21 protein-coding genes are annotated in these 26,935 nt (G+C 47.5%); 10 read left to right on the forward strand and 11 right to left on the reverse strand.

The annotated features are described in order from the left end of the window. Nucleotides 1-62: 62 nt before the first annotated feature. Nucleotides 63-584 (reverse strand): ClbS/DfsB family four-helix bundle protein, encoded by a 522-nt coding sequence (locus ABH897_RS20695; RefSeq protein ID WP_283654179.1) that lies wholly within the window; start codon nucleotides 582-584, stop codon nucleotides 63-65. 325 nt (nucleotides 585-909) lie between these two features. On the opposite strand from ABH897_RS20695, the gene ABH897_RS20700 reads away from it, so the two are divergent. Further along, on the forward strand, nucleotides 910-3,003 hold the full coding sequence (locus ABH897_RS20700; RefSeq protein WP_283654180.1) for a pectate lyase family protein: 2,094 nt from the start codon (nucleotides 910-912) through the stop codon (nucleotides 3,001-3,003). 104 nt (nucleotides 3,004-3,107) lie between these two features. Here the strand turns inward: ABH897_RS20700 and ABH897_RS20705 are convergent, their stop codons facing one another. The 3 genes from ABH897_RS20705 to ABH897_RS20715 all read right to left on the reverse strand — a co-directional run bounded on the left by ABH897_RS20705 (nucleotide 3,108) and on the right by ABH897_RS20715 (nucleotide 8,235). Further along, nucleotides 3,108-3,452 (reverse strand): hypothetical protein, encoded by a 345-nt coding sequence (locus ABH897_RS20705; RefSeq protein WP_283654181.1) that lies wholly within the window; start codon nucleotides 3,450-3,452, stop codon nucleotides 3,108-3,110. 101 nt (nucleotides 3,453-3,553) lie between these two features. Further along, a complete protein-coding gene (locus tag ABH897_RS20710) occupies nucleotides 3,554-6,562 on the reverse strand; it encodes a DEAD/DEAH box helicase (protein WP_404592649.1) in 3,009 nt (1,002 codons plus the stop codon). Next, on the reverse strand, nucleotides 6,559-8,235 hold the full coding sequence (locus tag ABH897_RS20715) for an SWIM zinc finger family protein (RefSeq protein WP_404592650.1): 1,677 nt from the start codon (nucleotides 8,233-8,235) through the stop codon (nucleotides 6,559-6,561). Before ABH897_RS20715 ends, ABH897_RS20710 begins: the two co-directional genes overlap by 4 nt. Before the next feature lie 231 nt (nucleotides 8,236-8,466). Here ABH897_RS20715 and ABH897_RS20720 point away from each other — a divergent pair, with 231 nt between their 5' ends. Both ABH897_RS20720 and ABH897_RS20725 read left to right on the forward strand, forming a co-directional pair. Beyond that, the gene (locus tag ABH897_RS20720) at nucleotides 8,467-8,805 is read left to right on the forward strand and encodes an alpha/beta hydrolase (RefSeq protein ID WP_283656170.1); all 339 of its coding nucleotides are present in this window, start codon (nucleotides 8,467-8,469) and stop codon (nucleotides 8,803-8,805) included. Between the two features lie 426 nt (nucleotides 8,806-9,231). Continuing rightward, entirely contained in the window at nucleotides 9,232-9,411 is a 180-nt protein-coding gene (locus ABH897_RS20725; RefSeq protein WP_283654184.1) for a hypothetical protein, read from the forward strand. Nucleotides 9,412-9,454: 43 nt separating this feature from the next. Here ABH897_RS20725 and pgmB read toward each other — a convergent pair whose 3' ends face one another. The 3 genes from pgmB to ABH897_RS20740 form a co-directional block, all read right to left on the reverse strand. Beyond that, nucleotides 9,455-10,111 carry a beta-phosphoglucomutase gene (gene pgmB, locus ABH897_RS20730; RefSeq protein WP_404592651.1) on the reverse strand — a complete coding sequence of 219 codons (657 nt, stop codon included), beginning with the start codon at nucleotides 10,109-10,111 and terminating at the stop codon, nucleotides 9,455-9,457. Between the two features lie 27 nt (nucleotides 10,112-10,138). After that, a complete protein-coding gene (locus ABH897_RS20735) occupies nucleotides 10,139-12,421 on the reverse strand; it encodes a glycoside hydrolase family 65 protein (RefSeq protein WP_404592652.1) in 2,283 nt (760 codons plus the stop codon). 140 nt (nucleotides 12,422-12,561) lie between these two features. Continuing rightward, nucleotides 12,562-13,584 carry a LacI family DNA-binding transcriptional regulator gene (locus tag ABH897_RS20740; protein WP_283654187.1) on the reverse strand — a complete coding sequence of 341 codons (1,023 nt, stop codon included), beginning with the start codon at nucleotides 13,582-13,584 and terminating at the stop codon, nucleotides 12,562-12,564. A gap of 243 nt (nucleotides 13,585-13,827) precedes the next feature. On the opposite strand from ABH897_RS20740, the gene ABH897_RS20745 reads away from it, so the two are divergent. Then, complete coding sequence (locus tag ABH897_RS20745) at nucleotides 13,828-15,498, forward strand: PTS transporter subunit IIBC (RefSeq protein ID WP_283654188.1); 1,671 nt, start codon at nucleotides 13,828-13,830, stop codon at nucleotides 15,496-15,498. 5 nt (nucleotides 15,499-15,503) lie between these two features. Then, nucleotides 15,504-16,325: an endonuclease/exonuclease/phosphatase family protein gene (locus ABH897_RS20750; RefSeq protein ID WP_404581250.1), complete on the forward strand. Its 822-nt coding sequence runs from the start codon at nucleotides 15,504-15,506 to the stop codon at nucleotides 16,323-16,325. Between the two features lie 27 nt (nucleotides 16,326-16,352). On the opposite strand, the gene ABH897_RS20755 is transcribed toward ABH897_RS20750, so the two are convergent. Together ABH897_RS20755 and ABH897_RS20760 are read right to left on the reverse strand one after the other, a co-directional pair. Next, the gene (locus tag ABH897_RS20755) at nucleotides 16,353-17,552 is read right to left on the reverse strand and encodes an MFS transporter (RefSeq protein WP_283654190.1); all 1,200 of its coding nucleotides are present in this window, start codon (nucleotides 17,550-17,552) and stop codon (nucleotides 16,353-16,355) included. A gap of 190 nt (nucleotides 17,553-17,742) precedes the next feature. Then, complete coding sequence (locus ABH897_RS20760) at nucleotides 17,743-18,240, reverse strand: DinB family protein (RefSeq protein WP_283654191.1); 498 nt, start codon at nucleotides 18,238-18,240, stop codon at nucleotides 17,743-17,745. Nucleotides 18,241-18,546: 306 nt separating this feature from the next. Between ABH897_RS20760 and ABH897_RS20765 the strand changes: the two genes are divergently transcribed. After that, nucleotides 18,547-19,059 carry a MarR family transcriptional regulator gene (locus ABH897_RS20765; protein WP_283654192.1) on the forward strand — a complete coding sequence of 171 codons (513 nt, stop codon included), beginning with the start codon at nucleotides 18,547-18,549 and terminating at the stop codon, nucleotides 19,057-19,059. Nucleotides 19,060-19,143: 84 nt separating this feature from the next. Here ABH897_RS20765 and ABH897_RS20770 read toward each other — a convergent pair whose 3' ends face one another. Then, nucleotides 19,144-20,073, reverse strand: a complete 930-nt coding sequence (locus tag ABH897_RS20770; protein WP_404592653.1) for a response regulator — start codon at nucleotides 20,071-20,073, stop codon at nucleotides 19,144-19,146. A gap of 5 nt (nucleotides 20,074-20,078) precedes the next feature. After that, a complete protein-coding gene (locus tag ABH897_RS20775) occupies nucleotides 20,079-21,380 on the reverse strand; it encodes a sensor histidine kinase (protein WP_404592654.1) in 1,302 nt (433 codons plus the stop codon). Nucleotides 21,381-21,586: 206 nt separating this feature from the next. On the opposite strand from ABH897_RS20775, the gene ABH897_RS20780 reads away from it, so the two are divergent. From ABH897_RS20780 to ABH897_RS20795, 4 genes are all read left to right on the forward strand, one after another. Next, nucleotides 21,587-22,840, forward strand: a complete 1,254-nt coding sequence (locus ABH897_RS20780) for a cation:dicarboxylate symporter family transporter (protein ID WP_404592655.1) — start codon at nucleotides 21,587-21,589, stop codon at nucleotides 22,838-22,840. A gap of 259 nt (nucleotides 22,841-23,099) precedes the next feature. Next, nucleotides 23,100-24,611, forward strand: a complete 1,512-nt coding sequence (locus ABH897_RS20785) for a methyl-accepting chemotaxis protein (RefSeq protein ID WP_404592656.1) — start codon at nucleotides 23,100-23,102, stop codon at nucleotides 24,609-24,611. 145 nt (nucleotides 24,612-24,756) lie between these two features. Beyond that, nucleotides 24,757-25,119: a DUF1304 domain-containing protein gene (locus ABH897_RS20790; protein ID WP_283654195.1), complete on the forward strand. Its 363-nt coding sequence runs from the start codon at nucleotides 24,757-24,759 to the stop codon at nucleotides 25,117-25,119. Nucleotides 25,120-25,278: 159 nt separating this feature from the next. After that, complete coding sequence (locus ABH897_RS20795; protein WP_283654196.1) at nucleotides 25,279-26,898, forward strand: ABC transporter substrate-binding protein; 1,620 nt, start codon at nucleotides 25,279-25,281, stop codon at nucleotides 26,896-26,898. The last annotated feature ends 37 nt before the right edge of the window (nucleotides 26,899-26,935 follow it).

The following is a 26,935-nucleotide window of genomic DNA, read 5'->3' on the forward strand; positions in this document are numbered from 1 at the left end:
CCCTTCCCTGAATATATCCCGATACAACTCAAGTATTGTAGCACAACATGCACTTTTTTTCATCAATGCAGAGCATTGTATTTCTTCCATTTTCGTATCTTGGCTCTGAATGTTTTAAACGGTGCCACTGAGTTGATGTGAATCCATCTAGCCATGGGCCACTTCGGATTACTGCCTGTCCACTTGTGAACGCCCTGCGTAAAGAGTTCTTCATGACTTAGCGTGTCAATCCAATCCAGCCACTTTTGCTCTGTCAGCTTGAATAGTTGGCGTAATTCACGTAAAGAGTGGTGGGTGTAGGTTTTGTAAAAGGATTGGTAAAGCTCGCCTAGCCTATTCCATTTATAATTTGGTGCAGGCATGATGACGGGTTTTCCTTCCTTTTCGCCCTTGTCCCATGACATGACAAGATGAAGCCATCCAAGCTGGTAGGCAATGATTTCTGCGGGTGTTTTGTCTACTTCGGAGATACGGATATCCTTTTGGTTCTCGTCAACCTCCTTGTATTCACTGTCTAACAGTAAGTAGGAGGCATGAATCGCTTCTTTTAACTCGGCTTTGGAAGCATAGTGATAGCTGGGCATCTAATCACTCCTATAGGTTCTTTTCATTATGTCGACCTCTTTAAATGTATCACTTTAAACATGACAACCTTATGCCTTATTCAAAAAAAGGTTTTTTGTGGTTTTATGAAAGGGTATTTGGTATATTCACGAAAAAGGATGCAAAATTAATAGAGAATTTAAACCAAAAGATAAGTAATTCGACATATTTTAATATTATTTTATAAGTCTATAATTATTAGTGTATTGCGCTAGCATATATTGTTTGGAAAGGCCGTGTGGCACAAACAGCTATACAGTTATGTTGGTTGGTTCTTATCAATTTATCTAAAAAGGAGACTGTTACATGAAGTCGAGTTTGTTGAAAAAATGTGCAAGTGTAATGTTGAGCAGTACGATGGTTCTGTCTTTATCGTTACCGTTACTAGGTCATGCGCATGCGGATGGGAATTTACAGGTAAGTGATGATTTTGAACAAGGGGAAGCTCAAGGCTGGACAGCAGGTTCAGGGAACTGGTCTGTTGTCGCGGACGGGAATGGCTCTACATACCAGCAATCTAGTCGAAGCGAAAGCCATTCTGTTAAAGGTAATGCATCATGGACGAACTATAGCGTACAAGCGGATGTATATGTAGATGATTTTAATGGCTCCAATCGGGTATATGTTGCAGGCAGATACACAGATTCCAACAACTTTTATGCTGCATCCTTGTACAACAAGAAGGGTGGAGCACTTGAAATTCGCAAAAAGGTAAACGGTTCTATGAAGACACTGGCTACCAATAACAAATACAAACTGGACACCAATACCTGGTACAAAGTGAAGCTGGAGCTGTCCGGTTCGGAGATTAAGATGTATGTCAATGATCAGCTGGAGCTGACCGCAACAGATTCCAGCCTTGCTTCCGGAGCTATTGGTTTGGTAACCTCCAAGGCGGTTGCCCAGTTCGATAATGTTATCGTATCTGGCGCTTCAACTGAAGCAGATCCAGGTACAACACCTGTGAATCCAACACCAGGTACAGATAAACCAACTCCTGGGGTAGATAAAAACGCAACCTCAAATATTAACTATAATCTGGCCGGTTTCTCCTATGGTAATACAGGTGGCGGGGAAATTAAGGAAACCGATGCCAATTACAAAAAGGTTTACAACGCTGTAGATCTCAACGAGGCACTTAAAAAAGGTACTAAAGTCAAAGTTATTGAGATCATGAATGATCTTGATTTGGGATGGAACGAAATGCCTGATGCTGCGAAGGTCATGCCTTTTAGTGCAAACAACCCTGTGCTGACAAATCCTGTTTTGAAGAAAACAGGTGTGAGCAAAATCTATATAGAAAACTTGAATGGAATCACGATTTTCTCGGCAAATGGCGCTAAAATCAAACATGCTGGCTTTGTTATCAAAAGAAGCTCTAATTTGATTTTCCGTAACCTCGAATTTGACGAACTTTGGGAGTGGGATGAAGCAACCAAAGGGAACTATGACAAGAATGACTGGGATTATATCACGGTTGAAGGCCAAAGCTCCAAAGTATGGATTGACCATTGTACATTCAACAAAGCATATGATGGCTTGGTAGATGTGAAAAAAGGCAGTAACGGAGTTACCATTTCCTGGTCCTTGTTCAAAGGAGATGACCGCAGCTCCAATAGCTGGGTAACTCAACAAATTAACGCTATGGAAGCAGACAAAGCTTCCTACCCTATGTATGCTTATCTGAGAAGCAGTGCAGTAGGCTTGAGTAAAGAAGATATCATTGATATCGCAGCAGGACAAAAGAAAGCGCATCTGATCGGTGCTACTGAGATGGCCGCTGATAATGCAGATTTGGCAGTAACATTGCACCATAACTACTACAAGGATATTCAAGACCGTATGCCGCGTTTGCGTGCTGGTAATGCCCATGCCTATAACATCGTTATGGACGATGCCGGATTGGCTAGAGCCAAGAACAGAATTACATCCGACATGGCTAAAGCGATTGCTGCCAAAGGATACCATTTTGACGTCGTAGGTAATGGTGCGATTTCAACTGAAAATGGCGCGGTATTACTTGAAAAATCATATTTAATTGATGTATTTTCTCCAGTTCGTAATAATCAAAAAGACCCTAAAAAAGATGACTACACAGGTAAGATCAAAGCAGAAGATGTTATCTTCTCTGACAACGGTAAAGTATTCAGAGGGGGCAGCGAAGATGCAAATAGCCCGTTAGCCCCTTATCCTGTAAAAGGTAAGAACTTCTCCTGGAATGGATTCACAACGTTGCCTTACAGCTACACAGCCGAAGATCCTGAGAACCTGGTTGCTCAATTGCAAGCTAAGGACGGAGCAGGTGCAGGCAAGCTGAACTGGTCGAGTGAAAACTGGCTTAAAACAGCATACAAAGCAGTCGCTTCGAAAGCTACAGAAACGGTGGAAGATTCCGAATAAATATATTGGAAAATAGCTTTGGAATAAGAAGCAGCCAGGACAGATGTACTCTGTTCCTGGCTGCTTCTTTTCGTATACATTTTCAGACTGCGTTCGGCAAGCACTTAACCGATAACGACATACGAGGACACACCAGCAGGTACCGATCTGACCCGGAACAGCGTTCCGTCGTCTCTAAAGGTACGTAGAATATAAGGCTGGTTCGTAGGTGTACGCACATTGTTGAATCGGACTGTGCCGAAACTGTCGAAATTGGCAGCTTGCACAAAGCTTTCATCTGTACGGCGGAGGACTGCAAAAAATCCCGTTGTAATAAAAGGTACTCCATCATTACGAGCCCAAATGACCGTAAACCGGCTAAAGGTTTGCGTAGGACTCACATTACGATATTTCGTAACAGGAACCTTTCTGCCCGTAGACTTTAAGGTTTGAGGAGGACGAATGGCCATTACCTATCAACTCCTTTGTTGTGATGTGATAGTAGATGCACACAAAGGAGTTTCGAACCGTGCGATAAACTACTTCTTCAAAAATAGGTTTATAGACCTCATCACGCCCAGTCGCGACGTAGTGTAAAGAGTTCTTTTAATGCGTCTGTCGACAGCTCGGTAATCCAGCCCTCGGTGCTGGAAATGATTTGGTCGCTAAGCTGCTGCTTGCTCTCCAGCATTTCGTCAATACGTTCCTCCAGCGTGCCCAGCGAGATGAACTTGTGCACCTGTACGTCCTTCGTTTGTCCCATCCGGTAGGCGCGGTCTGTGGCCTGATTTTCAACAGCCGGATTCCACCAGCGGTCGAAGTGAAAGACGTGGTTGGCAGCTGTCAGATTCAGACCCACGCCCCCGGCCTTGAGCGACAAAATAAATACGGACGGCTGCTCGTCTGACGGCAGTGTGTGAGCTTGGAACTGATCAATCATCCGGTCACGGGCGGTTTTGGACGTGCTACCGTTGAGGTAGAGCACCGGCTCTTGCAGCTCTTGAGCGAGCACCTGCTGGAGCATACGTCCCATGCCAATATACTGTGTGAAAATAAGGCAGCGCTCGCCTTCCTCCCGCAGCTCCTTGACCATGGCCAAAATACGCTCCAGCTTGGATGAACGGCTGATAACTGCTTCGAAATCGGGCTGACTATAGCCGGAAGCCGTGGCATCCGGGGCTGCCTCCTTGGTTAAGAGCGCAGGATGATCGCAAAGCTGCTTCAACTGGGTAAGGGCAGATAATATAGCACCTTTTCGCTCAATCCCCTCCAGCTTGTGCATCCGTTCCATGAGCTCTTTAACAATTTGGTCATAGAGCGCTCCCTGCTCGGAGGTGAGGTGAATATACGTTTTCATCTCATTTTTCTCGGGCAAATCAAGCTGTATAGCCGGGTCTTTCTTCTTGCGTCGCAGCATGAAGGGCTGAACTAGTTTTTGCAGGTCTATCGTTCGTTGTTCGTTATGTTCCTTCTCGATAGCATTGATGAACCGATTGCTGAAGGAGCGTGCGCTGCCCAGATAACCGGGATTGATAAAATCATAAATCGACCATAGCTCGGACAGCCGATTTTCAATAGGCGTCCCGGTTAGCGCTATACGATGCCGGGCAGGGAAGCTGCGGACGGCACTGGATTGCTTGGTTTGCGAATTTTTAATGTTCTGCGCTTCATCCAGGCAAACCGAGTCCCAGGTTATGCTTTGCAGCTGCTCTTGATCAAGGGTCGCTGTTGCAAAGGAGGTCAGGATGACATCGGCTTGCTCGACTTCTTCGCGGAACAAGTCTCCCTGATCCCGCTTGCTTCCATAGTGGAGCATGACCTTCAATGAAGGGGCGAATCGGCTAAGTTCCTTCTGCCAGTTGCCCAGTACCGAAGTTGGACAAATCAGCAGCGAGCTGGAGCGGACGCTCGTCTCTGCTGCGATGTCCTGTAGATGTAGCAAATAGGCAATAAACTGCACCGTTTTGCCAAGCCCCATATCGTCGGCAAGGCAGGCGCCCAGTCCAAAGCGCCGTAAAAAGGCAAGCCACGCGTATCCGTCCCGCTGATACGTCCGCAGCTCGGCTTGCAGTCCATCCGGCACCTCCAGTGCGGGCCATTCCGACTGTCGCCCAAGCTGGCTGATCAGCTTCAGCAGATGCCCGTTCAGCTCGACCTCCAGCCGGAAGCGTGCCGCATCCTCCGGCTGTTCTCCCGTAGCGTCGCTCTCCGCCTCATCAGCGTTGCCGAGCAGGTGTAGCTGCAGGATGTCCTGAAACGACAATCCCTGAGTGCTGTCGATCCCGGCCATGGCCCGACGGATTTGCGCCAGCAGCGCGGGATCGAGTGCGATCCATTGCCCGCGGAAGCGCACCAGCCGCTCGTTGCGGGCCACCAGCTCGGCGAACTCGGACTCGCTCAGATCGGCATCGCCAATGGCAACACGCCAATCGAACTGGACAATCGAGTCCAGTCCGAACAGCGAGCCGCCCTTCGCTCGCTCGCTCCCGCCTTCGCCAGGGCGGACCTTGGCCCGCAGCTTCGGCTTCTTGCGGGTGGCTGCTTCCCACCAAGCGGGCAGCAGTACCTGCCAACCGCCTTCCAGCAAGCGATGGCTGTCGGTCGTCAGGAATTGCCACGCCGCCTCGTCGGAGAGCGGGCGATCCAGCACGTCATCGCGGCTTCCGGTCCGCTGCCCGGCGGGCAAAATCGCGGTCAAGCGCTCCAGCCATCCGGCTGAGCGCTCACGCACATGGGCTGTCCACGCATCGGGCCACGGGCCGGATGCGTATCCATCGTCGGCTAGCCGTACAGGCACCAGCAGTGCCGGGTCCTGCTTGTCCTGCAACACAAGCTTGAGCTGCCACGACGGATCGTCGTCCTCCAGCTCTGGCTCCAGCAGTTGCAGGAGCGGGCGGAAGGGCGCGGTATCGGCCTTCCAGCCGATAGCGATAAGCCATGCCCGCGCGTCCAGACCAGCCGCGGCCGGGCGGTTTTGGGCGAAGAGAATTGGATATTCTCTTCGCAAATCGGCGGCTTCCGCTTCGGTGCCGTACCAGCGTTGAAACACGGTGGCCGAGAACGCCGCAGCCAGCCCTTCGCGCTCGTCCTTCTCCAGGCTGTCAAGCAGAGCAAGCTCTGCCGGTTTGGTGCTTTCCAGCGTTTTCCCCGATTCTAACGCCTCTCGCGCCTCCGCCGCCTCCAGTGCTTCCGTATCCCAAATCCATTGCAGCTTCCCTGTCTGAAATGCTGTGAAGCTGGGCACGTAGGCTTTCGCTTCAATGCAATGGGCAAGTAGAGGGATCAATCGAAGCCACGGGGCATTGTCCTCGTCCCAGATCCATTCGATATGCTCCAGCCATTTGCGCTCCGTCAGAAAGGGAATCACCTGCTCCGAGGGGAGGAGGATAATATCCGTGTCCTGAACGTGCTGAATCTCCAGCTCGGTGCCATAGAAAGAAGCCTCATGCCAAGCAAATAAACGCTGCTTCAGGATTTGGCCGGAAATGCTGTAGTTCATAGACGAATCGCCATAAATAAGCGCGTCTCCATAGGTGGTTAACTGGATGTGTACCGTAATCGTCTCCGTATATTGGCTCATGATAACAATTTCCCTTTCCGCAATTCCTCCTGTAGCGCCCGCAGGCGGCTATGGCGGCTGGTGAAGGTCGCGAAGAACAGCTCCCAGCGCGGCTCTTGCTTCATTTTTTTGTATAGCTTGAACAGCCGCTTCAACAGCTTGACCGCCGCTTTGTAGCTGGATCTGTTTTTTTCCAGCACATATCGTTCCACCGCCTGATGGTAGAAGGGCAGCAGCAGCTCCGGTGCGTTCTTTTCAATGGGCTGCAACACGCTCACCCGAAAACTCAAAGGCTCGCTGCGTATACTTAACTGGTAGTCGATCCATTGCCGCCATTTGTCGTGGGCAAGCAGTGCTTCTTCATACATTCCCCCGGCAAAAGGAAGCATTCCGACCAGTGTATCCCACATTTCCTGTTCTGCTTCTGGAAGATGCTGCAAAACCGTATCCCAATCGTTCATATAATCGTGCAAATGATCGTCCCGATGGCTGTGGAGCAAGGGGCCGATATGCCGTAGTCCGTCCTTGAGGCGCGACCATTCCTCGGCTTCACGTAAGGCATGTAAGAACAAAAGCAGTTGACTGGAAGAGATTTTTAGCGGAAAAGCCTTTTCGGCCTTCTCAAGCAGTGACCAGGCTTGATCATCCTGAGACTGGTAAAAATACATCCAGCTTTGGGCCAGCATCCAGGGAAGCCGGGCCAAAGCTGTACCAAGCTCATCCTCAGCCGCCCGTAAATGCTGTAATTCCTCCGCATATATGCTGGAAGTGGAATCTTTCTGTTTGGGACGCATCCAATTTAGCCAAAATCGGTAGTACGCGTCTGAAAAATAAGTGCCGTTACGCGATTCTGCCAGCATTTTTCGGCGTAAATAGGCCAAGGTCTCTGCCATGCGTGCTTCTTGCATCGGTTCATTGGTTAGGGCAGGTGTTAGGACAAGCTGGCTCTCAAAATCACGCTCGATAGCTTCTTTAAGCTCATCGGCGGCGATTTGCGTGTAATATCCCATATAGGAATGGGTGGGATAGCCTGGCATAGGTGACTGAGGCACCAGCTTTTCCAGCACACGCAGATGAGCGTGCAATTCATACAACTGTTCCATGCCGGGTGAAAGCGGCGGCTTCACAGCATATATTGAGGCCAGCGCGCTTTGTGCATATTGGGAATTTTGCGTATTCATGTGGATAAGGGCGATGCACTGATCGAACAAGTCATGCCATTCCGAGATGGGCAAATTCAGTATGCGGCTTGCTGTTTTGCTGAGCGTGTTTCTGGCAGCCTGCTTGCGATCCGGTGAAGGAGTGGACCGGGAAGCAGGCGCGGTGGTGCGCGCGTCAGATTTGGTGGCCAACCGGGTGAAGCCCGCTGAATGGGCGTTCACCAACGCATGTACGGAACGCTCCTGCATATTCGCATATTTCAGCAGTGCGGCGATCATGTGCTTGCAGTTCTTATGAACCGGACATGTACATCGGCTGGCAGCAAAAGCGCTCAAGTGGAGATCGACCTCGTAAAGCTCGCTTCCATCTACGACAGCCGCGATATGGTCGGCGTCAGGCAATGTAAATTCTTTTACCTTTCCTTGCTTGAAATATTGAAAGCCGCGTTTAATCGTCACGTCATTAAAATGGTCAGCCACGTTCTGGATAAGCTGCTGCCACTGTATATCATCCATAAGATAGGTTGGTTTCATATGCATTAGTCTCCTAAGAGAGAATAGTCAATCTGATGACAGCTTAACACTTCCATTATATCAGTTCATGAACGAGTATTTGTATTAATCCAGAGAGCGGTTTTTATTCGGCAATATAATAGATCGGAATGATTCTGTCCGTCTATATATTGTACCTGCGAGCGAATGGAAACGAATAATGTAAAATGCTGGGACGTAAATTGAGGTGGAGGGAGCAGATGGAAAGTGTCCATGTTTACACTGCACGGTAAAGGCTCCAATGAACAAGACATGTACGGAGTTACGCTGGGTAACCAATTGAAGGGAATCGTGGCGTTGAACGGCTATGTGCCTGACTTTGTGAAAACGGAATACGCGCTGCAAAGCACGGAGGACGTATCCGTATTTATTTCCTACGGCGGATACGATTCCGTATTTCCAATGAAGATCGGTCATGAGACCGCAGCGTATTTCCAGACCCGGACATCTCACTGCACGTTCAAAACGTACCCGACAGACCACGGTGTCTCACCCGACAACCAACGGGACGTGCTCCAGTGGCTGCGTGAGGATGCGGGAATCTCGTATTGATGGCAGTACGTATGTATAGTAATATAATTTCAGAGGGTGTAGTAAGCACTCCGGAAAGGAGAACCTAAGACGATGGGGACCGCGATTGTACTTCTACTCACGGCACTGGTTAATCTCGCAGCCGCTTGGATGAACTTCCAAACAGCCAAGAAAAATAACCGCCGGGTAAAGTAAAAAGCCCCTTACGCTGCAACGTAAGAAGGCTTGAATCATCAGCAAGGTTGGGGAGCAATCCCCTTCCTGCACCCTATCATCTTATGCTTATCTTACCCTCTTCATTCTCTGTTGTAAATTATATTTTACAAATTCGAGAAACCATAAAGGAGGCATCAGTATGCAAACTGTTACCCTTATCATCGCTTTGGTCGGTCTGGTTATTTCACTGGCTGCTTTATCACAAGCTATTAAGAATAGGAGGTAATCGCTTTGGCAAGGAATGCGCTATCTTTTAGATTTCCGGAAGAGTTCGCTACAATGCTGCGTACCTGGTCATTTGTTACCGAAAAGGATCAAAGAACCATTTTGCAAGAAGCCTTCACAGAATATGCGAATAATCACCCAGATACCAAAGAGAAAGTCCTTCAAGTCATAAACACACTAAAATGACCTGTCACAGAGACAGGTCATTTTTTTATATTCTTTCCCTTCTTCATCCCCTGAAAAAATGCTCCTCCAACATCCTCAAAGACAACTCGGCGGTAGTAGCCACCACGATATCGGCACCTTGCATTTGCGAGGGCGTGCCCACACCGACCGCGAACATTCCTGCACTCTTGATCGCCTGGATTCCGGCCTGAGCGTCCTCTATACCGATACAGCCGGCAGGCTGAACACCCAGATTCACGGCTCCGGTGAGGAAGATTTCCGGGTCAGGCTTGCCATGCCGAATGGCTGTGACATCCACCACACTGTCAAAATAGTGTGTCAGCTCCAGCCTATCCAGTATAAACGCTGCGTTTTTGCTCGCAGAGGCCAGCGCAATTCCGATCCTGGCGTCGCGTAACTCCATTAGAAGTGCATGGATGCCCGGTAGTACGTCTGCCGGGGTCAAAGCCGAGATGAGCCGCTGGTACTCCATATTTTTCCGTGCAGCCAGCTCCAGCTTATCCTCGGCAGTATGTGCGTCCGCTTCACCCCGCGCCAATATTTTGTCGAGTGATTCCGTTCGGCTGATCCCTTTTAGCTGCTCATTAAATTCTCGATCAAAAGGAATGCCCAACGCCGCCGCCAAGCTGTCCCATGCCTGAAAATGGTATTCGGCGGTATCTGTAATCACGCCGTCCAAGTCAAAAATCACTGCCTTCATTCGCTTCTCCCCCTTGTCTGCCCGTATTTATGAAACACTGCTCGTCATTAACGGTTGCCCATTGGTTATATGTGTCGGCTGTCCATACAGCTCCAGCGTCAAGGGTTCTCCGTCCAACAGCGTAATGATTACTTCATTTTCCTGTACGAGAATACTTAGCAAGCGACCGCGATAGTTGATTTTAAACGTATATTTGCTCCAGCCCTGAGGCAGGAAGGGGGAGAAGCTCAATGTTTCGTTATACGTTCTCATTCCGGCAAAGCCCTGCACAATCGCCAGCCAGCTTCCCGTCATGGAGGTAATATGCAGACCGTCCTCGGTATCGTTATTATAATTATCCAGATCCAGACGAGCCGTCCGTTGATACATCTGGACTGCTTTTTCCTCCATTTTGAGCTCAGCGGCCAGCACGGCGTGAATGGATGGGGACAGACTGGATTCATGAACGGTCATCGGCTCATAAAATGCAAAATTGCGCACTTTTTCCTCCAGCGTGAACTGATCTCCGAAGAAATACAGACCCTGTAGCACATCCGCCTGCTTGATGAAGCAGGAACGGAGGATTTTATCCCATGACCATTTCTGATTTAGCGGCAGATGACTTGGATCAAGGGAGGATACAGGCTGCAAATCCTTATCCAGAAAGGTATCATGCTGTACGAATATGCCCCGTTCCTCATCGTAGGGATAGTACATACGGTTGATGATATCCTGCCAATGCGCAAGCTCATCCTCGGTAACAGCCAGCCTCTCCGATTTCTCTGAAGAAGTTTGAGACAAGACCGATAACGTATATTTTAAAACCCATGCAGCCAGTGTATTGGTATACCAGTTGTTATTGACGTTGTTTTCGTATTCGTTCGGCCCGGTAACCCCGTGGATCATATACTGCTGATGGCGATGGGAAAAATGAACACGATCCGCCCAGAAGCGGCTAATTTCGACCAGTACATCTATTCCATATTCCCGTAAATAGGCCAAGTCGCCCGTGTAGTTGGTGTAATTGTAAATGGCATAGGCAATGGCCCCGTTACGGTGAATTTCCTCGAAGGTAATTTCCCATTCGTTATGGCATTCCACACCCGTAAAGGTGACCATAGGATACAGTGCGCCCTGCAGTCCTTGCTGTGCCGCATTATGCTTGGCACCCTCCAATTGATGGTAGCGGTATAGCAGCAGGTTTTTAGTCACATCAGGATCTGCCAGCGCCAAATACATCGGCACAGCGTACGCCTCCGTATCCCAATACGTGGCACCGCCATATTTTTCACCCGTAAAGCCCTTGGGGCCAATGTTCAGGCGGGCGTCTTCACCGTAGTACGTAGAGAATAGCTGGAAAATGTTAAAACGTATTCCCTGCTGGGCCTCTGTATCCCCTTCGATTTCAACATCTGCTTTCTCCCAACGTCCGTCCCAAGCGGCGATATGCTCCTGCTTAAGCAGTGTGTATCCTTTGTTCACGGCTTCCACGGCGAGACGTTCAGCTTGTGGAATCAACGCATCCCTTTCTATGTCACGTGAGGTGGTGACAGCCACGATTTTTTGCAGATGAGCACTGTCACCTGGAGCAACGGTATATTGATAGTGGCGTGCAGCATACAAAAAGCCCTCTTCCGTCGTTTGCTGATCCTGTCCTGCGGTCACAATACCCATGGTAGCGTTTACGGTAAAACGCGGAATACCAAACGAATTGTCTATCGTCGTTGTGGATAGGCTGATGAATTGTTCCTGAACCTCGCGCGCTTCCTCCAGCCAGAACACCTCATCATAGTTGGTGTCCTCATTTCTCGTATTACCGTCCAAATAAGGAACAAGCTCAATCGTTAGAGGCTGCTCGCTTATATTGGTTGCCTGGTAATCAATCAGGCATAGTTCACGAGTGGTGATGCTTAGAAAACGTTCCGTAGTGATACGAACCTGACCGTTCACGGTACAGGCACGCCGCAGAATACCTTGCTTCATGTCCAGTTCCTGCACAAAATCACTGATGTGGGCCGTAAATAAGTCCACTTCCTGCTGGTTCACGATCAGACCGATGCCGATAAAATTCATGGCGTTGATGACCTTGCCAAAATACTCGGGATAGCCGTTTTTCCACCAGCCGACCTTTGTTTTGTCGGGGAACCAGACACCGGAGATATAAGTTCCTTGATGATGATCACCTGAATAGGCTTCTTCAAAATTGCCGCGCATGCCCATATAACCGTTGCCTATGGACATTATGCTTTCTTGTAATCGCATGTGTGTTGTATGTAGAGTGTGGGTTGTCAGTTTCCAGTTATCTACGTCAAATAATCGGTTATAAACCATGATTGCGTACCCCTCTCGGAAAATGAATTCGTTGTTTTAACGAAACCAGTATATGAGCGAGTTCAGTATATAGTGCAACCGATTGCCCTGTCAACGCAAAAAAACTGATTTTATGGATGTCCACAAAATCAGTTTTTTGTTCATTCCTCGGAGTACGGTAGCTTCTGACTGGATTCGCGTTCTACAATCCGGTGGGGAACGATGATATGTTTGGTCAGTTCCTTGGGGTCTTCGATTTTTTCGATCAGACTTTTGGCCGCCTGATAACCAAGGGTGAAGATATCAATATCTACGGAAGAAAGAGGGGGATTCATCAGCTCAGCCAGCATCAGATTGTTAAAGCTCACCATGGAAAGCTGTTCTGGCATGGATACGCCCAGTTGGGACAGAAATTTCTGTACAGCCATCGCTACAAGGTCGTCATTGACGATCATAGCGGTAGGCGGCGGGGAAACCTGCAATAGCGTCCGTATGTCCTCCAGGGTAAAAGGCTCCCTGACAACGTACTCGTCCGGTAGAGGCAAATGGGCCTCCCGCAGCGCATCCTGATAGCCCCTGAGTCTTTCGGTATTCACAGTGCGTTCATGATCTCCGCCAACATAAGCAATACGCTGATGATTCAGACGGATCAAATAAGTGACCACGTCCTTGGCGGCCTGATAGTTATCGTTGTCCACATGAGTGGTTTCACTGATAAATTGCTGAGGCTTGCCGATTACAGTGTAAGGTATTTTTTCTTTATGAAAATACTCCACGATTTTATCCTCTTGCTTGGAATACAAGACAATATAGCCGTCAACACGTCCGGTTCGCGTCATCAGCTTCACGCGGGATAGCAATTCATCGCTCGTTTTTCCTGTGACAATCGACAGTGTATAGTTATGCTCATTTACCCATTCGCTGATCCCGCGAAGGCTTTCCGGAAAGAACGGGTTTTGAAAGATCGCCACATCCGATTCAGGCATAATAATGCCAATCGACTGTGTGACACGGTTAGCCAGACTTTGGGCTGAATAATTGGGCTCATAGCCAAGCGCCTTCATTTCTTTGCGGACACGTGCCTTGGTGGCCTCGCTAATTTTTGGGCTGTCTTGAATGACACGGGACACGGTGGAAGTAGCAACATTGGCACGCTTTGCGACATCTTTGATGGTTACTGCCATCGTCTTCTTCTCCTTTTGCTATCTCAAGCAGGAAATATTATGTTCTATCATACGATATTGCTCGAAAATCAACAAATTCGCGACTTTTTTCGAGCTTTTACATCGTCATTAACCAAGATGTTTACAATCAGGGTATTGCCAATAGAAAGCGATATCATTATAATAATTGTGCAACCGATTGCATTTATTTACGAGGTAACAAACAACGCTATACATACTATATGGATGGAGATTGATGGAGAAATGAAAAAACTTCTATCATTTGATTTTTGGCAAAAGCTTGGGAAAGCACTGCTTGTGGTTGTCGCTGTCATGCCAGCGGCCGGAATTATGATTTCGCTCGGTAAAGTGGTGGCAATGCTGGCTGGTGATGTTCATGTCTGGTTGACCGTCGGTGGGGTCATGGAAAATTTGGGTTGGGGCATCATTAACAATTTACACATTCTGTTTGCGGTGGCAATCGGCGGTTCCTGGGCCAAGGAACGGGCTGGCGGGGCTTTTGCCGCCTTAATTGCTTTTATTCTTATTAATATTTCAACAGGAACGATTTTGGGCGTATCCTCGAAGATGCTAACGCAGGAGGGGGCAACCACCCATACTCTCTTTGGTGCATCTATTCCGGTCAGTGGCTATTTTACTTCTGTCTTAGGGGCACCTGCACTCAATATGGGCGTGTTTGTCGGTATCATCTCCGGGTTCGTCGGGGCAGTGGTATTTAACAAATACTACAATTACCGCAAGCTGCCGGACGCTTTAGCCTTTTTTAACGGTAAACGTTTTGTTCCTTTTGTCGTGATTTTATGGTCTGTCATCGTTAGTTTGATCATGTCTGCCATCTGGCCATTTATCCAGGGAGGGATTAACCAGTTTGGTGTTTGGTTGGCGACCTCTGGGGAATCGGCTCCTTTTGTAGCGCCATTTGTCTATGGTACACTGGAAAGACTGTTAATTCCCTTCGGGCTTCACCATATGCTGACGGTTCCTATTAACTATACTCAACTTGGTGGCGTTTACACGACGCTTACGGGTTCCGGGGCGGGCAGCGTCGTTGCTGGACAGGACCCGCTGTGGCTGGCTTGGGCAAGCGACCTGAGTGCGCTTCGTGGTACCGATCCGACAGCCTACAATAGCTTGTTGGAAGGCGTGACGCCTGCCCGCTTTAAGGTAGGGCAAATGATCGGCGGAGCGGGAATCCTTATGGGACTGGCGGTGGCTATGTATCGCCGTGTAGACAAGGATAAGCGAAGCAAGTACAAGTCGATGATTTTTTCAGCCGCCGCTGCTGTCTTTTTGACAGGGGTAACGGAGCCGCTGGAATTTATGTTTATGTTCGTAGCGCCTGTACTGTACGTGGTTTATGCTATTCTTACCGGAATTGCGTTCGGAATGGCGGACATCATACATTTGCGTTTACATTCGTTTGGTATGATTGAGTTGCTGACTCGATTACCGTTGTCTATAAATGCGGGTTTGGTGCAGGACATTATCAATTTCGTGCTGACTTGTGTTGTATTTGCGGTGGTGACTTACTTTATCGCTTATTTTATGATCGGCAAATTCCAAATGGCTACGCCGGGAAGACTGGGGAACTATACGGATGAGGAGCCTCAGGAGGCTGGAGGGACTGGCAGCGCGGATTTGGATACAGGTCATGTAGCGGCCGTTTCCCCTCAGAATCAATTGGCGGCAGATATCATCAAAACGCTTGGGGGTGAGCAGAACATTGTCGAGGTCGATGCCTGCATGACCCGTCTGCGTGTGACGGTGAAGGATACAGATGCCGTCGGGGACGAAAAGACATGGAAAGCGTTGGGCGCTCTGGGCTTAATTAAAGTAGATAATGGGGTACAGGCGGTTTACGGACCGAAGGCCGATGTGCTCAAATCAGATATACAAGACATACTCAACAGGTGATTACTTTGAAATTGTTAACCTTAAATGTACATGCTTGGATGGAAGAAAATCAGCTCGAAAAGCTAAAACAACTGGCCGCTTTTATTCATGAGCAGCAGTTCGATATCATTGCTTTGCAGGAAGTGAACCAGTCTATGGACGAGGCTCCTTTATCGCCGGACGATTTGGGCGCTTACTATAGCGCTGATCCTGAGGTGGTCATTAAGCGCGATAATTACGCTTATGTGCTGAATGGGTTATTGTCCGATACCTATTATTGGACGTGGGCCCCCGCACATATTGGCTTTGCCAAATACGATGAGGGCTTGGCGATTTTGTCCAAAACACCGATTACAGGCACGGTGAACGAATATGTTTCCTCGCTACGGGACTATGACAACTACCGATCCCGTAAAATTGTGGGCGTGCAAACTGCGGTGGATGGAGTATCGGCTTGGTTTGTGAGCGGGCACTACAACTGGTGGAATGATGAGGAATCCTTCCGTGGACTATGGGACCGTACAACGGAGGTATTGAATCCTTTTGCGCCGACGCCTGTTTTTATGATGGGGGATTTCAACAATGCGGCTGAAGTGCGCGGGGAAGGGTATGACTATGTGCTGCAATCCGGCTGGTCGGACACCTATCCGAACGCAACGGTACGTGATGAAGGCCATACGGTCATCAAAGCCATTGCAGGCTGGGAAAGTAACGCCGAACCGCTGCGGATTGACTATATTTTTTCCAACAAACCCGTACAGGTTCAATCTTCAACTGTCGTGTTGAACGGAAAAACGGGATTAGTCGTATCCGATCATTTCGGGGTTGCAGTTGAATTGGAGCTGTAATTATAGGTCAAGGAACAGGCTGCCTGCTTATGCAAGTGGCCTTTTTCTTGAGGATTTCAACTTTAACCGAATGAAGTATTGGATAACAATAGCCATAAGCACCAAAAGCATATTGTAATAAAAAGGGGCATTTATGTTAAAACGTTCAATGAGTACGCCTGCGATGATTGGAGAGACAATGGCCCCTAATTCCGAAAATGATACGACGTTGCCGATAAATGAACTTCTATTTTCCTCAGGAATGACATCCCCCAGTTGGGAGTAAAAAGAATCCAGATAACTGGCTCCGCCAATGCCTCCGATGAACATCCCCAAGTATACAATCCATGGTTCCTTGAACCAAAGAAACAAGGCTATTTCCACCATGATCAGCAACAGGCCAATAATACTGAGGATTAAGCGATCTTTGAGCAGATCGGATACTTTGCCAATAAAGGGTGCTGATACAAACGTCGATACCCCGATGATTGTAAAAGCCAAGCTGATTTCTACAGGGCCCCAATGGAGCTTGTAGGTTGCATACACAGAGAAGTACGTTAAAAATATGGCGAATGCACTCATTTCAAGGAAATGAACGGTGGAATAGAGCAGTAGCTGTTTCGTTAGCATGGTTTTTCTTTTCGATTCATGAAGGGGTTCTTGCTGCTGCTGAGGTTTGGAAGAGAGACGGGGGAATGTCATTCTGGAGACGGCAACGAAGGATATACAGGAAAAAATAGCGACGAAATAGAACGGGACAGCTAAAGTAAAATAGGAAACAATGATTCCACTCATGATAGGTCCCAAAATCGTACCTGCACCTTCGCTGCTGCTGATATATCCATTGAGGATACCTCTATTCTCCGTGGTACTGATCTGGTTAATGGTGACTCTTACAAAGACGGTTAATCCTATCGCCACCAAGCCTTGAAGGAGTCTAAGGATGGATAGAATGAAGAAGCTTTCTGCAACCGGGAACAAGAGCATACAAATGATTTCAGCGAAGAGTAAGCTCAGCCCCAAGCGCTTTGCGCCAATCTTTTCATAAATTCGTCCTGCCAAGCCTCCACCCAGAAATCTTCCCACATAAAATAGAGAAAATAAAATACTCATATTGAGTGCGGATATGCCGAACTGTTCTACATAAATAGCAAAGAGCGGGAGGATCATACTCCCGCTCATATTAGCAATAAGGCTAATGACAATCATACAGATGATATTATGGCTTAAATGTATACGCCTCTTCATATCCTCGAAACCTCTCTTTGATTATGCATAATGGGGGACCATTTTTCTGATTGCTCCTGATGACGCATAAAGGGCTCCAAATCAAGGTAGGATGAGTATAAGTAAGCAGGGCACAAGGGGAGTAATTCTCCCTAGGATACGCAGGTGTGCTCCTCATTGTGCCTGATTTCCCGAGGGCACAGTTTTCCCTTTAAGCGGGAAAGCCCCCTCCAGGCGGCGGCCAAGCTCCATAAATACGGCGCAGCAGCACGATTTCGCCCAAATGATATGAGTTGTGGGAAGCGATATTCCGCAGCAGTCCCGCTTTCGTTTCACCGGGGAAATGGGCCAGCGAATCATCCAGCTGTGCGGTTTCGGCAATCTTTACAGCCTGATCTACGCCATGCAAAAATTCCTTAATAACTGCCTGCCATGCTTCTTCACTTTGCGGTCCGGTTTCTTCGGGCCAGCTTTCCATCACATTGCCCGGAAGTTGGGGCTTCCGACCTTCCAAATGCTCCAGCATAAATTGCTGCCAGTAGCTCATATGCTTCAACAGTTGATAAATGCTGTAGGGCATTTCTACATTTTTTTTACCTGCCAGTTCAGCGTCGATATCCGGCAAAGCCCGAGCCACTCGAATATGTCCACGTTCACCGACCAGCGATTTAACCAGTGCTTGACCGAATAATTGGTTTGCATCCGACATGTAAGATCATCCCTTTCATAAGAGCTTGTCTCATTTTACGATTATACAATTAAATTTTTGGAAATGAAAATTAAAGCATGGTTTGCGAGAGAGAAGAATTTTCTGAAAAAAGTAGTTGATAATTATTCTCAATATAATTACAATAAAATTGTTTCATGAGAAACGAAAAATCATGAATCAGTATGATTTTTATTTAGATGCGAAAATGTTAAAGGGGAGCTTTTCGTATCTTATATTGTTTCTTTTGAAACAAATTTAAGCTATAATGAACGGAGGGATACGCCAAAGGAGTGACTATCGGTTTGTATGGAAAAAGCCACAATCATTCAGCACGTCTATGACCTGCTTATCAAAACTAACCATCAGCTGGAGCAGTATCAGCAGAGAGAGAGTATGTCTTTTCTCGAAGAAGTCCACGAGCATTTTGATGGGAATGCTTCGCTCAAACTGACTGATGTTCACGTCATTGACTGTATCGGGAGGCATGAGCCGATTAATGTTACGACATTAGCGGATCGGATTGAGCTGAGCAAAGGTACGGTTTCGAAAGTCAGCACCAAACTGCTCAAGGAAGGCTGGATTCGCAGAACCCAGCTTAACGACAACAAAAAAGAAATTTATTTTCGTCTAACCCCGTTGGGTAAAAAGCTCTTTCTTGTGCATGAGCGGCTTCACAATAAAGTACAGCATCAGTTGCTTCAATTTTTAGATCGTTACAGTACGGAGGAATTAAATGTCTTGAAACGATTGTTGTCCGATGGTGTCGGTTTTTTGGGTGCAATGGAACGCCAGGACAAGAGTGTGGAACCAAAAGACTAGAAGATGATCAGCATTTTTTAACCAAATGGCATCTGCGTAACCCTTCTCATGTGGTGGCACATTAGGGGGTAAGCAGGTGCTTTTTTAATGTAGCAGCCTTTTGGCCTCCATATAGAACACCTGTACAAATTTTTTTGTATTGATCCGGGCTTGAGACAGCGAGGGCTCCACATTGTTTTGCAGTTCCAGCATTTTTTTGCGGATTTCTGTAAAATCAAAAAATTTGGACGCATAATTTTCAAATTTAGGGTGGGTGTAATCCGTCAATCCGAGCGACACGATATGGCTTAGTGTCTGGAAAATAGCGCGGCGGACGCGCTGCTCAGATGCTTTGATTTCCTTACTCAGCTCTGTCGCAGAAGCCGAGCTTCCCAGCCGTTTCAAGGCTACATTCGCGAAGATATCCTTCAACGGTGGGAACAGATAGGGGGATAGGTTACCCGTATCTTCCTCATACTGGTCCAGATATTCCAGCATGTCCAGCAAATCCATACTGCCTGCTTCGCCGATCATTCCCATTTCGGAGAGCAGAAACTGCCCGGAAGTTGTGATGCTTTTGGTCGGTTCTACTGTTGTCGATGGTCCTCTCGATGTGAACATCGAGAGTCCCTGTAGCGTGCGCTGGATATCCGTGATCGATTGCTGCATGCGCAAACGCTCGGACACCTTATGAATCACTGCAATAATCTCCAGTCGATTCAAGGGCTTGGCAATGTAGTATTCAATACCGAGTGAGTAGGCCTCGCCGATCATATTTTTGGATTCAATGCGGGAAATCATAATGATTTTGCCGCTGAAATGATCACCGAGCGCGCGTACCGTCTGAATGCCATCACGAATCGGCATCAGCAGGTCAATGAGTAATATATCAATCCGGTTAAGCTCCAGTAGATCGCTGTTCACATAGGAACCGTCCTCTGCTTCCCCGATAACCTCACCTAAACCTTCATCTTCAATAATGTCTGCCAGCATAGAACGAATTCCCTGATCGTCATCCACAATATAAAAATGCATCCGGGCTATCTTCCTTTCTCCGTCAGTTTCCGTAAAGGCAATGTGACTGTAAAAGTGGTCCGTACCCTGTCTGTGTGTTCTTCTTCCTGTTGCAGCACAATCGTTCCTCCGAGGCTCTCCGCGACCTCACGCACATAAAACAATCCCATGCCAGTCGAAGGCTGTCCTTCCTCATCATACTTGGTTGTATACCCCGGTGTGAAGACCATTTCCCGTTTGCGCTGAGGAATCCCCGGGCCGTTGTCCGTGACGCTAAAGGTTACGGTGTCCTCTTTTCCCGGTAGAAACCGAATGGAAACGTCAATACTTCCGTTGTCCTTCATCGCTTCAACCGCATTGGCTGTCAGATTATTAATGAGTGTCAAAACCGTATAAACATGCAACTTGGGCAGTAAAGAGTCAACATGCAGGGTGAAATGAATGGACTTGTCCAGCGCTTGGGCATATTTGCGGTTCGTTCGGACGATCAGCTCCCCAAGCTCCCGAGAAGGCATGTAATGCACTCCGCTTTCCGCATCAATCAGCTTGGACAGCCCGGCAAAAATCCGCTGACTGTCTTTTTTGATCTCATGAACCTGTCCGGAAATACGGAGTGCCTGTCTGGCGTAACGGTCCCTGTCTTCCAGAGATTCAGCCTGCTGCAACTCCCGATATAGCTCGTAGCTTTCACGGGTGATCTGCTCTGTATGCGACAGGGTTTTGCCGAGCTGGACGGACTCCTCGTACAGATCCGATACCAGAAGCAGAATCCGTTCGGTCTGCTGTCTTTGGGCCTCTTCATGCTGAACGGACTGCTTCAGGCGAATGATATTGTAGAACCCGAGCACGAAGAAGCTGCGGATCATGGCCATGAGAGCCACTTTGCTGATCTTGACGATGTCCCAGAATTCCCCGTCAATGCTCCGCCGGACGCTAAGTTCCGCCACGCTTGCCGCAACCTCTATACCCACGGAGAGAATGCCTACCCGGAGAGCGCGGTAAGGCTCGGCATTAATGTTAAGGACCTGAAAGAGCAGGCCGTAGACCATGTAATAAAAAAAGGTAGGCCCGTGCAGGGTCACCAGCTCTTCGAAGGAAGGGCCGGGGTGAGTGAAATAACTGAGTGAGATGCGAAAGGCCACCACGGCTATGCCTGCAAGCAGTCCTGATAATGCAGGCAGAATATGACGAATAGATAGCAGAAAGAAAAAAAATACAGGCGTGCCGAAGCTGAGACGAAATGTATTAGAGAAAGGGTGAATATTCAGCTCGCCCGCCAGTGGTACGACCACAAGCATAAGCAGGAAAAGGAGGATATTCAGCTTCATAATTATTCACCTCCTGTGTTATTAGAAAGGCAATGTGAGATAAATTCACAATTCAACATTAAAATGGTGAATTTATTGAAAAAAAACAAATACAGGTGTAGATAATTGTCGGTTTTTATAGATCAGACTGTAGTATAAATAACACCATTTGAATATTAAGAACAGCATACTGCAAAAATATACAAATCAGCCAGGGGGGACACGAAGTGAAAAAGATTAATTTGACAATGCAAATCTTTATCGGTCTGGCTTTAGGTATTATTATTGGTGCCTTATTTTACGGCAATTCAGGGGTGGAAGTCTACTTAAAGCCGATCGGCGATATTTTTATCCGGTTGATTAAGATGATTGTCGTGCCTATTGTGATCTCAACTCTTATTATAGGCGTAGCCGGCGTCGGAGATATTAAAAAGCTGGGCAAGCTCGGCGGAAAGTCTATTGTGTACTTTGAAATTGTGACGACCATTGCCATCCTTTTCGGATTGCTGGTTGCGAATCTGGTTCGTCCCGGAGACGGTGTAGACATGTCCCACCTGGCCAAGAGTGATATCCATAGCTACGTGGAGACGGCTGAAAAGTCAGGCCACAGCTTTATGGATACGATTGTCCATATTGTTCCTACTAATATTTTTCAAGCGCTGGGCGAAGGGGATATGCTGGCTATTATCTTTTTCTCCGTCTTGTTCGGACTAGGGGTAGCGGCGATTGGTAACAAGGGCAAGCCTGTGCTGAATTTCTTCGAAGGCGTAGCCGACGCTATGTTCTGGGTAACCAATCAGGTGATGCGCTTGGCTCCGTTCGGTGTATTTGCACTGATTGGAACGACAGTAGCCAAGTTTGGGCTGGCATCATTGTGGCCGTTATTGAAGCTTGTTTTGTCGGTGTACGGCTCCATGCTGCTATTCATTGTGATTGTTTTTGGAATTATCGCCAAGCTCTGCGGTACTCGTCTCTGGACTATGGTCAAAATTTTGAAAAGTGAGCTGCTACTTGCCTACTCAACGGCCAGCTCGGAAAGTGTCCTGCCTAAGATCATGGAGAAAATGGAGAAGTTCGGATGTCCGAAAGGAATTACTTCCTTTGTCATTCCGATAGGATATTCCTTTAATCAGGACGGTTCCACCTTGTATCAGGCGCTGGCTGCGATCTTCATCGCCCAGATGTATGGTATTGATCTGCCGGTCACTACACAGATCACGCTGATGCTAGTGCTGATTATTTCTTCCAAAGGTATGGCAGGTGTGCCGGGCGCTTCCTTTGTAGTTTTGCTCGCTACACTGGGATCAGTTAACCTTCCACTGGAGGGCTTGGCCTTTATCGCTGGTATTGACCGTATTCTGGATATGGCCCGTACAGTAGTAAATGTATTGGGCAACTCGCTTGCCGCCGTAGTCATGTCCAAATGGGAAGGGGAATACGATAAGGAAAAAGGCGAGGAATATGCTGCTTCTTTGAAATAAAATCGAATAAACCGAATATTTGCCGAAAAGAACACTCTTGCAGAGTAAGTGCGAGGGTGTTCTTTTCGTTTCCAGACCTGTGAGGTTCCTCCCTAATTCGACATTTTTCGATATTTTATCTATGAATATTTGGGCATATGGTCTTAAAAAATGGTTCTTTTTACCTAATTAATTTCAATTTTATTTATAATGATTATTGATAATATTCCGATATAAAATATACCGTTTCAAACATTGGTTCAGAAGGGAAGATCATATCATGTTTCTCAAAAAAAACGAGGCTCAATCACTTGCTCCTTTAGTGGAAGAAAGCCGCAAATTGTCGCAAAAAATACAGCAGAGAGACTACTCTGCCGCAATACAACTATCCTCTGCATCTTCTGAGGTTCAGGAAATCGCAAACAATGTCAACCAAGCGCTTGAATCCATCAAAAATGAGGCTCGACACACCGACATTCGTCTGAAGCTCGTCACCAAGGCGATTGAAGTCGGCTTATGGGATATGGAGGTCATTGCAGGTGATCCTGTGAATCCAAACAATACGTTCACATGGACAGATGAATTCCGCTCCATGCTGGGGTATCAGAGCGAAAAGGATTTCCCAAATGTATTGGATAGCTGGGCATCCCGGTTACATCCGGAGGATTATGACTGGGTATTGGCAGCGTTGGCGGATCATTTGCTGGATCATACCGGAAAAACTCCTTATGACATTCAGTATCGCTTAAAGCTGAAGCATGGCGAATACCGTTGGTTCCGTGCGACTGGAACGACAATTCGAGATCAGCAAGGAGTGCCACTGCGAATCGCAGGCGCTTTGCTGGATGTGAATGACCAGAAAATCAAGTCTGAGGAATTGGAAGCAATGGTTACAAGGTATGACCTTGTTAACCGTGTATTAATCGAAGCTCCATACGACATCATCCTGGTTGACGGAGATGTAGAGAATCCAAATAGTGAATTTTGGTGGTCACCGCAATTTCGCAAAACGCTGGGTTTTAGTGATGAGAAAGACTTTCCGAGTGCGCTTAGCAGCTGGGGTTCACGCTTGCATCCAGATGACGTTGAAATAGCGTTTAAAGCGTTGAACGACCATTTGAATGATTTTTCAGATCGCACTCCCTATGAAGTAACTTGCCGCTTGCAGAATAAAAATGGCGAATACCGCTGGTATTATAATAGTGGGGGAAGCATACGTGACAGTAAGGGAGTGCCAATTCGCATGGCAGGTACTATCCGTGATGTAACGTTGGAAAAACAAAAGCAGTCCGTTGCGGACGAGCTCACGCTCAAAATACAGCATCTCTCCGATTCCATTACGGAAATGGTGAATGGTGTCAACTCGGTTAGTAATCAGGCGCAGGAGCTGGCTACGGCTCAAGAGCAATCGACTGAGGCGGCTAATCAGGCCAAAGTCAGCGCGGAAGAGACACAAAACATTTCCAACTTCATTAAAGAGATTGCCAATCAAACGAATCTGCTTGGGCTGAATGCGGCGATCGAGGCATCCCGTGCGGGTGAACAGGGACGCGGCTTTGCCGTAGTTGCGGATGAAGTAAGGAAGCTTGCCATTCACAGCGCCGATGCGACCGGAAATATTGAAACCAGTCTGGACGAAATGAAGACACTCATCGAGCGGATTTTGCATAACATCGGCAACATGTCTACATTGACGCAGACACAGGCCGCGCTCACGCAGCAGGTGAATGCATCTACGGACGAGATTAACAGCATGTCCAAAGCATTGCTGGATTTTGCGAGAACCATGTAAGTAACATTCTTCTAAGCGCTATGCAAGAATTAGACTGGGCTTAGTCCCGGTCTCTTTACTGATTTTGGAAAATGGATTATAATCCTCAAGAGTGAATCCGAAAGTTACAACTTACAACGATTTTGCGTGGAGAAGAGGAATATACTTGAGCTTGATCAGTTCAATATTGGTTGGGATTGTTGCTCTGGAGCACGTGTACATTTTAATATTGGAAATGTTTTTGTGGACGACTCCACGGGCGATTCGCACGTTCGGCACCTCCAAGGAGCTGGCGGGAGTGACCAAGTCACTGGCTGCGAATCAAGGGCTGTACAACGGGTTTCTGGCTGCCGGGCTGGTATGGGGGCTGCTGTACCCGGATGCTGCGGTAGGGCAACAGATTCAGCTGTTCTTTGTGATTTGTGTTCTGGTGGCTGCGATTTATGGTGCATTGACGGCCAATAAATCCATTTTACTGAAACAAGGATTACCCGCCATCCTGGCATTAATCAGTTTGCTGGTCTTCTAAAAGACACCCTAATCGGGTGTTTTTTTGCTAATTTCGATCACATAATGTCTGAACTTCTAATGAAAAGGGGAATAGGTAGTTTTTAATTGATTGTAAATCCGATTATTCCGATTTATAATATTTTTTATTACACACTTAGAGAACTCGGAGGCTAGAGACATGCGTCGTAATTGGACTGGTGTATTTGTATTGATCATATTAATGTTGGTGGTAAGTGCCTGCTCTGGCGGGAATTCCGGTTCTTCGTCTGCGACAAACGAAAGTGCAGCGAATACGAATGCTACAACAGCTGATAACGGGCAACCCAAGGATGGCGGCAATCTGATCATCGGTGTACAAGCCGATCCGGTGGTGCTGAACCCGAACTATGCGGGTGACCGGGTGAGTCTGACGATAGATCAGGCGATATTCGCACCTTTGTTTCAGGTGAACAACGGCAAGAAGACATTCTATCTGGCAGATAGCCTGACTCCTTCGGCAGACAAGCTGACGTACACGCTGAAGCTGAAAAAGAATCTGACTTGGCATGATGGCGAGAAGCTGACAGCTGACGATGTGGTTTTCACGATTAATAAAATTTTGGACGAGAAGCAGCATAGCTTTTTGAGAAGTAATTTCATGATTAACGGCAAGCCGGTTCAGGTGAGCAAGGTTGATGATACAACAGTGGATTTCAAGCTTCCGCAGGCAGCTCCTGCTTTTGAAGCGGCGCTGGTACAGGTATCCCCGATTCCGAAGCATATTTTCGAGAACGAAGCGGATATTGAGAAAAGCACGAAAAACAACACTCCAGTCGGTTCCGGCCCGTTCAAGTTTAAAGAATACAAAACTGGTGAGTACGTGACACTGGAACGGTTCGATAACTATTTTGGTGGCAAGCCGCATCTGGACTCTGTAACGTACCGAGTTGTGAAGGATTCGAATGCTGCGAGCTTGGCGCTCCAGAATGGCGAGATTAACGTCAACTATGTAGACCCGCAAAACGTGGATACGATTAAAGCAACCGATAAGTTCGATATTTACCCTTACAGTGAAGGCCGCTTGGCTTACCTGATGTTTAATGAAAACAGCGACACAAAGCAGTTGAACAAAAAAGAAGTGCGTCAGGCGCTCTCATACGCATTGAATCAGGATGAGTTGATTCAGGTATCTTATGGCTCCAAGGATTATGCTGATACTGCGAAGTCTGCTTTGACACAGGACGTGCTGTATCACACGAACGATGTTCCATTTTTCAATAATGATGTGAACAAGGCGAAAGAACTGCTGAAATCGGCTGGAGCTGAAGGACTGAAGCTGCGCATTATTATTCCGGGCGGTAATAAGGTGCAAGAGGCACAAGCGCTGTACATTCAGCAGAAGTTGAAGGATATCGGCGTTCAGTTGGATGTAAACAGTATGGATTCCTCGGCTTGGTCGCAAAAATTCGTCGATACGAATGCCAAGGACTTCGATCTGGCGATCAGCGGCTATATCATGGGTTATGACCCGGATGCGTACCGTATCTTGTACAGCACCGGATCGTCCTCCAACTATTCGCGTTATTCCAACAAAGAAGTGGATAAGTTGATGGAAGAAGGCGCAGCGGAGTCGGATACGACCAAACGTGGAGAAATCTACAAAAAGGTACAAGAGATTTTGGCTGATGATGCAGTTATCTACCCGATTGCTTATACCAAAACGATTGTAGCATTCGACAAGCAGTATGGCGGCATTGATCAGGCTGTGCTGAAACCGGTCGTAATTTTCGAAGATTTGTCCAAAATTTATCACAAATAAGACAGGGTTTTCAAAAAATAAGCTGGGAGAACCAGCT

The organism is Paenibacillus sp. RC73 (assembly GCF_044908085.1).
Classification (GTDB): Bacteria; Bacillota; Bacilli; order Paenibacillales; family Paenibacillaceae; genus Paenibacillus; species Paenibacillus terrae_A.